Annotated in this window: 9 protein-coding genes, 2 pseudogenes and 1 riboswitch; all 11 genes and pseudogenes read right to left on the bottom strand. The window is 37.3% G+C overall.

The genetic code is table 11. The features are described 5' to 3' along the window. Nucleotides 1–169: pseudogene (locus AC1DIT_RS01665) on the bottom strand (alveolysin); the annotation flags it as partial. 406 nt (nt 170–575) lie between these two features. Next, nucleotides 576–1973 (bottom strand): Fe-S cluster assembly protein SufB, encoded by a 1398-nt coding sequence (sufB, locus tag AC1DIT_RS01660; RefSeq protein WP_476998025.1) that lies wholly within the window; start codon nt 1971–1973, stop codon nt 576–578. A 48-nt stretch (nt 1974–2021) separates the two neighbouring features. After that, a complete protein-coding gene (sufU, locus tag AC1DIT_RS01655) occupies nt 2022–2453 on the bottom strand; it encodes a Fe-S cluster assembly sulfur transfer protein SufU (protein WP_016112393.1) in 432 nt (143 codons plus the stop codon). Continuing rightward, nucleotides 2443–3663, bottom strand: coding sequence for a cysteine desulfurase SufS (gene sufS / locus AC1DIT_RS01650; protein ID WP_016112394.1), 1221 nt, complete (start codon nt 3661–3663; stop codon nt 2443–2445). The genes sufU and sufS overlap by 11 nt, the downstream gene beginning before the upstream one ends. After that, nucleotides 3663–4955: a Fe-S cluster assembly protein SufD gene (gene sufD / locus AC1DIT_RS01645; protein WP_016131073.1), complete on the bottom strand. Its 1293-nt coding sequence runs from the start codon at nt 4953–4955 to the stop codon at nt 3663–3665. The genes sufS and sufD overlap by 1 nt, the downstream gene beginning before the upstream one ends. Before the next feature lie 15 nt (nt 4956–4970). Beyond that, nucleotides 4971–5756, bottom strand: coding sequence for a Fe-S cluster assembly ATPase SufC (gene sufC, locus AC1DIT_RS01640; protein WP_016112396.1), 786 nt, complete (start codon nt 5754–5756; stop codon nt 4971–4973). Nucleotides 5757–5993: 237 nt separating this feature from the next. Then, a pseudogene (gene metQ, locus AC1DIT_RS01635) lies at nt 5994–6221 on the bottom strand (methionine ABC transporter substrate-binding lipoprotein MetQ); the annotation flags it as partial. 224 nt (nt 6222–6445) lie between these two features. After that, complete coding sequence (metQ, locus tag AC1DIT_RS01630; protein ID WP_016112399.1) at nt 6446–7252, bottom strand: methionine ABC transporter substrate-binding lipoprotein MetQ; 807 nt, start codon at nt 7250–7252, stop codon at nt 6446–6448. 26 nt (nt 7253–7278) lie between these two features. Further along, on the bottom strand, nt 7279–7944 hold the full coding sequence (locus tag AC1DIT_RS01625; protein WP_016112400.1) for a methionine ABC transporter permease: 666 nt from the start codon (nt 7942–7944) through the stop codon (nt 7279–7281). Continuing rightward, on the bottom strand, nt 7937–8962 hold the full coding sequence (locus tag AC1DIT_RS01620) for a methionine ABC transporter ATP-binding protein (RefSeq protein WP_016112401.1): 1026 nt from the start codon (nt 8960–8962) through the stop codon (nt 7937–7939). The genes AC1DIT_RS01625 and AC1DIT_RS01620 overlap by 8 nt, the downstream gene beginning before the upstream one ends. 154 nt (nt 8963–9116) lie before the next feature. Continuing rightward, nucleotides 9117–9226, bottom strand: a riboswitch (SAM riboswitch). Between the two features lie 125 nt (nt 9227–9351). Next, complete coding sequence (locus AC1DIT_RS01615) at nt 9352–9696, bottom strand: hypothetical protein (RefSeq protein WP_033670895.1); 345 nt, start codon at nt 9694–9696, stop codon at nt 9352–9354. Nucleotides 9697–9749 lie beyond the last annotated feature (53 nt).

Here is a 9749-nt window from a genome sequence, read left to right as displayed (position 1 = left end):
ACTTAAGATTTGCTATACCAGTATCAATGTTAATAGCTTTTTTTGTTGCATCAGCTGAATTACTTTTAGGTGTTTCAGCGAAAGAAATAGAAGAATAATTAAAAGTGCATAAGCCAATTGATAAACATGCTAGTAATTTTATTCCTTTAATATTTTTTGTAATTTTCAAAAAACTCAACTCCTTTTTTAGAATAATTTTGTTGCATCAGCTAAATTACTTGTTTATGTTTCAGCGAAGGAAATAAACGAATAATTAATAGTACATAAACCAACTAATAAACATACTAGTAATTTTATTCCTTCAACATGGTTTAGAACTTTTAAAATACTCACCTCCTTTTTTTAAAAATTATATCATGTAATCTCAATTTTTGTATATTGATAAAATTTTTCCCCTTACTCAAACTAGATAGTTTTTCAGCGGCTTTTCACATGTCCAACATCGTCGCAAGGTCTTTATATCGTGTCGAAGCACCGGTATTTCAAAAATAACACCGATATATCGGGAGCAACGATTGATATATTTGCATCCAATTAAAAAAGCGCCCTGTAAACAGGGCGCTTCTACTTTTAAATTAACCGATACTACCTTCCATCTCAAACTTGATTAGACGGTTCATTTCAACTGCGTATTCCATTGGAAGTTCGCGAGTGAATGGCTCAATGAAGCCCATTACGATCATTTCTGTAGCTTCTTGCTCAGAGATACCGCGGCTCATTAGGTAGAATAATTGTTCTTCTGATACTTTTGATACTTTCGCTTCGTGCTCAAGTGAAACGTGATCGTTTTTGATCTCGTTGTAAGGAATTGTATCAGATGTAGATTGGTTATCCATGATTAACGTATCACATTCGATGTTAGAGCGAGAGTTTKTCGCTTTTGGTCCGAATTGTACGATACCACGGTAMGTTACTTTACCACCATGYTTCGCAATCGATTTAGAAACGATTGTTGAAGATGTGTTTGGTGCTAAGTGAATCATTTTCGCACCAGCATCTTGGTGTTGGCCTTTACCAGCAATCGCGATAGATAATGTTAAACCACGAGCGCCTTCGCCTTTTAAGATAACTGCTGGGTATTTCATCGTTAATTTAGATCCGATGTTACCGTCAATCCATTCCATCGTTGCGTTCGCTTCACAAACAGCACGTTTTGTAACTAGGTTGTATACGTTGTTCGCCCAGTTTTGGATTGTTGTATAACGGCAATATGCATCTTTCTTAATGATGATTTCTACTACTGCACTATGCAGTGAGTTTGTTGTGTAAACAGGAGCTGTACAACCTTCTACGTAGTGTACGTGTGCGCCTTCGTCTACAATAATAAGCGTACGCTCGAATTGTCCCATATTCTCAGAGTTAATACGGAAATACGCTTGAAGTGGTGTATCAACTTTGATACCTTTTGGAACGTAGATGAATGATCCACCAGACCAAACTGCAGAGTTTAATGCTGCGAATTTGTTGTCAGTTGGTGGGATTACTTTTCCGAAATGCTCACGGAAAATATCTTCGTTCTCTTTTAATGCGCTATCTGTATCTTTGAAGACGATTCCTAGATCTTCTAGGTCCTCTTTCATGTTGTGGTATACAACTTCAGATTCGTACTGTGCAGATACACCAGCTAAATATTTTTGCTCAGCTTCTGGAATACCTAATTTATCAAATGTCGCTTTAATTTCGTCAGGTACCTCATCCCAAGACTTCTCAGATTTCTCAGATGGTTTTACGTAGTACGTAATTTCATCGAAATCTAGGTCATTTAAATCGCCGCCCCATTGTGGCATTGGCATTTCATAGAACTTATCCAGTGATTTTAAACGGAAGTCTAACATCCACTGTGGTTCTTCTTTCATACGTGAAATCTCTTCAACGATTTCTTTTGTTAAACCGCGTCCAGCACGGAAAATCGAAACATCTTTATCCTTGAAACCATATTTATAATCGCCGATATCTGGCAGTTTCTTCGCCATGTTGGTATGTCCCTCCTTAGATAACCTCGTGTTTAGGAACCTGTAACATTACTTATCTTCGTTTAAGCCTTTTTCTAACGCTTTCCAAGCTAATGTTGCACATTTAATACGTGCTGGAAACTTGCATACGCCTTGTAATGCTTCAATATCTCCTAAATCTACGCTGTCATCATACTCTTTTCCTAGCATCATGTCAGAGAAAATTTTAGAAAGCTTAATTGCCTCTTCAATTTTCTTTCCTTTTACTGCTTGCGTCATCATCGAAGCTGAAGACATGGAGATGGAACAACCTTCTCCTTCAAACTTCGCCTCTTTCACAATTCCCTCTTCTACTTTCATCGTAAGTTGAATACGATCGCCGCAAGTTGGATTGTTTAAGTTAACTGTAACACTATCTTCTAACACGCCATGGTTACGAGGATTCTTATAATGATCCATAATAACTTGACGATATAACGTATCTAAATTATTAAAAGACATTTGTGAAATACTCCTTTGTTTTCGTTAGCGCTTCAACAAATGTATCAATTTCTTCTTTTGTATTATATAAATAGAAGCTTGCACGTGCTGTAGAAGAAGCTTTTAACCACTTCATAAGCGGCTGTGCACAGTGGTGTCCTGCGCGAACCGCAATGCCTTCTACATCTAATACTGTTGCCACATCATGCGGATGTACTTCATCAATATTAAATGTAACAAGACCAGCACGATGCTTTGGTCCATAAATTGTAACGCCATCTACTTCTGATAGTCTTTCTAAAGCGTACTGCGCTAATTCATGTTCATGCTTTTCAATATTATCAAGACCGATTTCTTCTAGGAAATCAATTGCCGCTCCCAGTCCAATCGCATTACCGATAATCGGTGTACCTGCTTCAAACTTCCACGGAAGCTCTTTCCACGTAGAATCTTGTAAGTCTACGAAATCAATCATTTCGCCGCCAAATTCAATTGGCTCCATATTGTCTAGCAATTCTTTCTTACCATATAATACGCCGACACCTGTAGGCCCGCACATTTTATGAGCGGATAATGCGTAGAAATCACAGTTTAAATTTTGTACATCCACTTTCATATGAGGTGTACTTTGTGCACCGTCAACGACCATGATTGCACCATTTTGATGAGCGATTTCTGCAATCTCTTTTACAGGATTAATCGTTCCAAGTACGTTAGACACATACATAATAGAAACGATTTTTGTATTCGGTGTAATTGTTTGACGAGCATCCTCTAATGAGATTGTTCCGTCTTGCTGAAGCGGAAGGTATTTTAAAGTTGCGCCCGTTTTCTTCGCAACTTGTTGCCACGGAATAATATTACTATGATGCTCCATGTATGAGATGACGATTTCATCGCCTTCTTTTACATTTTCCAGGCCATAGCTTGCAGCTACTGTATTTAATGCAGTTGTTGTTCCGCGCGTGAAAATAATTTCTTCCATTGATTTCGCGTTAATAAACTTGCGAACCTTCTCACGTGCACCTTCATACGCATCGGTAGCTTTCGTACCGAGCGTATGAACACCGCGATGCACGTTAGAATTGTATTCTTTATAGTAACGTTCTAACGTTTCAATGACTTGAATTGGTTTTTGAGAAGTTGCTGCACTATCGAAATATACAAGTTGTTTGCCGTTCACCTTTTGATCAAGAATTGGAAACTGTTTGCGTATTTCATGAATATTCATTAGCGAACTTTCCTTTCAATTACCTCAACAAGCTGCGCTTTTACTCCTTCAATTGGAAGCTCATTTACTACAGGTGCTAAGAATCCATGGATGACTAAACGTTCTGCTTCTTGCTTCGGAATACCACGGCTCATTAAGTAGTATAGTTGCAGTGGATCTACGCGGCCTACAGAAGCTGCGTGCCCTGCCATTACATCGTCTTCGTCAATTAAAAGAATTGGGTTTGCATCACCGCGTGCTTTTTCATTTAACATAAGAACGCGAGAAGATTGTTGTGCATTTGATTTAGATGCACCGTGTTCAATCTTACCAATTCCGTTAAAGATAGATGTTGCGCTATCTTTTTGTACACCGTGTTTTAAAATGAATCCTTCAGAGTGTTTACCGAAGTGAACAACTTTTGTTGTAAAGTTTTGTGTTTGGTTACCACGGCCAATTGTTACTGTTTTTGTATCAGCAAATGATCCGTCTCCCATTAAGTTCGTTACGTTCTCTGAAATTGTATTTCCGTCATTCATAAGGCCTAATGCCCACTCAAGACGTCCATCCCGTCCTACACCGCCGCGGCGGTTCACGTAAGATGTTACATCTTTTGCTAATAGATCAACCGCACCAAATTTCACTTGTGCACCTTGTTCTACGATTACTTCTGCCACGATGTTTGCAATACCTGTAACAGTTTCGTTTGCTACGTAATTTTCTACGTATGTTGCAGAACTGTTGGCATCAGCTACGAATAATACGTGGTTATATACGTTTGCTTCTTCGCCGTCTACCAAGAATACAGCTTGAAGTGGTGTTTCAAGAACAACGTTTTTCGGAACATATACAAATGCACCGCCGTTGATTAATGCAGCATGAAGTGCTGTTAAGCGATGCTCATCTACTTTCACGCCATCTTTCATTAAATACTTTTGTAAGAGTTCAGCATGCTCAGTTGCAGCTGTAACGATATCTGTGAAAATAACGCCTTTCTCTTTTGCTTCGTCTGCTAAAGAAACGAATGCTGTTGTACCACTTCGTCCTACAAGTACGCTATTATTTGTATCAATTAACTTTTGCACTGCTTCTGGAAGTTCCTCTAAAGAACTTACAGGCTCTTGCTTAGCAGTGTGGCCTTTTCCGATAAAGTCCCATTTATCGATTTTTGTTTTATCAGGCGTTGGCATTGAAAGTTCAGTTGCTTGTGCAAGAGCTTGTAAGCGGAACTCAGTCAACCAAGCAGCTTCGTTTACTTCGCTTGCGCGCTGACGGATTGTTTCTTGATCGAAAGGTAATGTACCGATTGTCATATTTATGCTCCTCTCTTACGCTTCTTGCTCTGCTGTTTCGTCTTCAATACCTAATTCTTTTTTGATCCAGTCGTAACCTTCAGCTTCTAGACGTTGTGCAAGCTCAGGGCCACCAGATTTAACGATGCGACCGTTCATCATAACGTGAACGAAGTCTGGAGTAATGTAGTTTAATAAACGTTGGTAATGCGTAATCATTAGGCAACCGAACTCTTCGCCACGCATTTGGTTAATACCTTTAGATACAACTTTTAATGCATCGATATCAAGACCAGAGTCGATTTCATCTAAGATTGCAATTTTTGGCTCAATCATCATTAATTGAAGAATTTCGTTACGTTTTTTCTCACCGCCAGAGAAACCTTCGTTTAAGTAACGTTGTGCCATTTCTGGATCCATTTCTAGGAATTCCATGTTTTTATCTAATGTACGGATAAATTTCATAAGAGAAATTTCTTCGCCTTCCTCACGACGTGCATTAATTGCAGAACGTAAGAAGTCAGCGTTTGTTACTCCGCTAATTTCACTTGGATATTGCATTGCTAGGAATAGACCTGCTTGTGCGCGCTCATCTACTTCCATTTCTAATACATCTTCACCGTCGATGATGATGCTACCTTCTGTTACTTCATATTTTGGGTGACCCATAATTGCAGAAGATAAAGTTGATTTACCTGTTCCGTTAGGTCCCATAATTGCGTGGATTTCTCCACCTTTTACTTCAAGGTTTACACCTTTTAAGATTTCTTTACCATCGATTGATACATGTAAGTCTTTAACCGTTAATGTAGAACCAGCCATCTCAATACCTCCATTAATCCTCTATATACATTTTAAAAATTCCTAAAACATTCACATTCTCATTTTATTCTCATTCTCATTTTATATCAAATAAAATGTTATCGCAAACACTGAGAAAATGTAACAATTTTTTCACAAATGTATATAAGTACTTCCCTCACATCCTATTATGATACACTTTTCTTCTTATATATATAAAGAAAAAAGGGCTAGAAATTCCCTAGCCCTTTCCTACGCCTATTCACTTACTGGAAGTACAGCGCCCTTATATTCTTTCTTAATAAAATCTTGAATTTCTTTTGAATGTAATACTTCTACAAGCTCTTTAATTTCTTTTCTATTTTCGTCACCTTTGCGAATCGCAATAATATTTGTGTACGGAGAATCTGATCCTTCAATTGCAATTGCATCTTTTGTTGGGTTTAATTTTGCATCAATTGCATAGTTTGAGTTAATGAATAATGCGGCACATTCGAGCACCAACAACAAGCGTATTTTTATCTTTTCCGCCGCAACCAGCTAATGCAAATACAAAGACTTCTATAAAAATTGATAGTGTGATTTTCTTCATATGATGACGCCTTTTTTGTAATTTCTAGAACTTTTTGCATACAGATTCTTCATTCATAGTTATTCTTACCCCAGTAAAAAATAAGAGCTGGCAAACGTCAGCTCTTATTTTTTTCAAATTATTCTTTAATAGGAATAACCGCACCTTTATATTCCTTATTAATAAAGTCTTCAATTTCTTTCGAATGTAACACTTCTACAAGTGCTGTAATTTCTTTTTTATCTTTATCACCTTTACGAACAACAACTACGTTTGCATATGGAGAATCATTGCCTTCAATCGCAATCGCATCTTTTTCCGGATTTAATTTTGCATCAATTGCATAGTTTGAATTGATTAAAACTGCATCGCCTTCTTTATTGTTATACACTTGTGGTAATAAACCAGGCTCAATATCTGTTTTGAACTTCAAGTTTTTCGGATTTTCCACAATATCTTTTACAGTTGCTTTTACAGGTTCTATACCATCTTTAATTTTCAAAATACCTTCTTTTTGTAAAATTGCCAAACCACGTCCATGGTCAGTAATAGAGTTACTCATAATAATTGTTGCTCCATCTGGAAGGTCTTTTAAATTTTTATACTTTTGAGAATACACACCGATTGGTTCTAGATGTATTTTTCCTGCTATTTCAAATTTATATCCTTTGTCTTTAATCTCTTTTTCTAAGTACGGAATATGTTGGAAGTAGTTTGCATCTAACTCTTTATCCGCTAATGATTTATTTGGCAGTACGTAATCTTGGAATGGTTTAATTTCTAATTTTATACCTTTTTTCTCAAGTAACGGTTTTGCCTTCTCTAAAATTTCAGCGTGCGGTACGTTAGAAGCACCAACAACAAGCTTATCTTCACTTTTCCCGCCACAAGCAGCTAACCCAAAAATTGAAGTTGTAATAAGTGCTGAAAGTAATAATTTTTTCATGCTGTAAACACCCTTCCTTTTTATATCTATCGTTTATCAATTCGAGTTGTAACAAAATCACCAATCCATTGAAGTAAGAAAACAACTAATAGTACACAAATTGTTGCAACGATCGTCACATCGTTATTTCCGCGCTGAAATCCTTCTAAATAAGCAAGGGTACCAAGACCACCAGCTCCGACAATACCAGCCATTGCTGTGTAACCAACAAGCGCAATTGTTGTTACTGTAATGCCAGAAACAAGTGCTGGCAGTGATTCTGGTATTAATACCTTCCAAATAATCGTGCTCGTTTTTGCCCCCATTGCTTTTGAAGCTTCAATTACTCCTTTATCAATCTCACGAAGTGCAATTTCAACCATCCTTGCATAAAATGGTGCTGCTCCAATAATTAAAGCTGGTAGTGCTGCGCTTGCCCCAAGAATTGTTCCAAGAAGAATCTTCGTAAATGGAATTAATAAAATAATTAAAATGATAAATGGAATGGAACGAAAGATATTTACAAATGCTCCAATCACTGTGTGGATCGCTTTGTTTTCCCACAAATTATCCTTTGCCGTCATAAAAAGTAATAATCCTAAAATGAGACCTAGAGCAAATGTCACAAGTGCTGCGATTGCCGTCATATATAATGTTTCACCTGTTGCTTCTAGCATTTGATTCCAATCAACGTTTGCGAGTAACTTATCCATGTGCAATCACCTCCAGCTCTACTTGCTCTTGATTGATTCCTTCTATCGCTTGCTGGATTGCTACTTCCTCACCATTTAGGTGAACCACTAAGCTTCCATACGATCCATTGTTTGTTTGAGCAATATTCCCTTGCAGTACACTTACTTCTATATCATCCCGCCGCATTAATCTCTGGAGTACTGGACGCTCTACGGAATCACCAATAAACTGCAAACGAATCACTTTTCCATCTGGATATTTTTCTAATAAGCTCTCAATTGTTTCATTTGTATCTTCAGAATCTGTTATCTGTTGTACAAATCGCTTTGTAATCTCTTGCTGTGGATTACGGAATACATCTAGTACAGGACCACTTTCTACAATTTTTCCTTTTTCCATTACCGCAACGCGATTACAAATTTTACGAATCACATGCATTTCATGTGTAATCAATACAATTGTTAAGCCAAGGCGCTTATTAATATCTAATAGTAAATCTAAAATTTGATCTGTCGTTTCCGGATCAAGTGCCGATGTTGCTTCGTCACACAAGAGTACTTTCGGATTATTCGCTAATGCTCTTGCAATCCCAACGCGCTGCTTTTGTCCTCCGCTTAATTGAGATGGATATGCATCGCCCCTTCCTTCTAATCCAACAAGGCGAATTAACTCATCCACGCGCTTTCTTCGCTGCACTTTATCCACCCCTGCAATCTCAAGTGGAAAAGCGATATTTTCACGTACAGTTCGTGACCAAAGTAAGTTAAAATGCTGAAAAATCATCCCAATTTCTTGTCTTGCCTTGCGCAGTTCATTTCCAGTAATTGCTGAAATAACACGATTAGCTATCGTAATCTGTCCGGAAGTTGGTTTCTCTAATTGATTAAACAATCGAATTAAAGAACTTTTTCCAGCACCACTATATCCGATAACACCAAATATCTCACCTTTCTCTATTTTTAAATTGGCGTTATCCACAGCAGTGACATCACCGCTTTTTGACTTATATATCTTCTTTACATTCTCTAATAGAATCATGGTGTATCACCCCTTTTTGATTTAAAAAGCGCAAGCGGCTTGCTCACTTAAAATTTTGTTATTCGAACGTCCTCCTCATTCAAACAACAAAAAAACCTTTCTGCCTCTAGAATGAGCAGAAAGGTTTTTATGCGTATATCAACATTATCCCTTCCTCTCATCTCTCAAAGCATTTGCTTTGCAGGAATTGGCACCATTTCAACATAAAAGTTGACGGTTGCCGGGTTTCATAGGGCTCAGTCCCTCCACCTCTCTTGATAAGAGAAATCAGATTCAATTTTCGTCTGATTTGAAATTTATGAAATTGTCTATATTTTATGAATTGAATTTTATCAATATACACCCACTATGTCAACAGAAATTTTCACAAAAAACGAAACTTCAGAATATTAAGCACCTACTGGCATTGGTTTACATATATGAAACACTGATTCAAATAATAGCATCGTGCGATACGTTCCAGAATAGTGTACACGCCCATTATTAATTAAAGTTTGTAACCTAATATTCCCAGTAACTAATCGCTGTAGGTCTTCCTCCCCAAAACAAACAATTTGTTCTGTTCCCTTGGTTCCTTTCAAAATTTGTATATACTCTCTTGAGATTTGAAGTGAATAACACTCAGCTCCCAAACGGATATTAATTATTTTTTCTCCTTGCCGTAGAAGTGGCTCTAAATGATATTGGCTATTGGCATACGTTACAAATGATTGAAGCAACGAATATAATCCCACTCTAATCACATCCTTCATATCACTTTCTACTAATACCATTCCATCTTCTTAAA

The sequence above is a fragment of the Bacillus sp. 05T22 genome (genome assembly GCF_056396765.1).
This window is presented reverse-complemented; position numbering and strand designations above follow the sequence as displayed.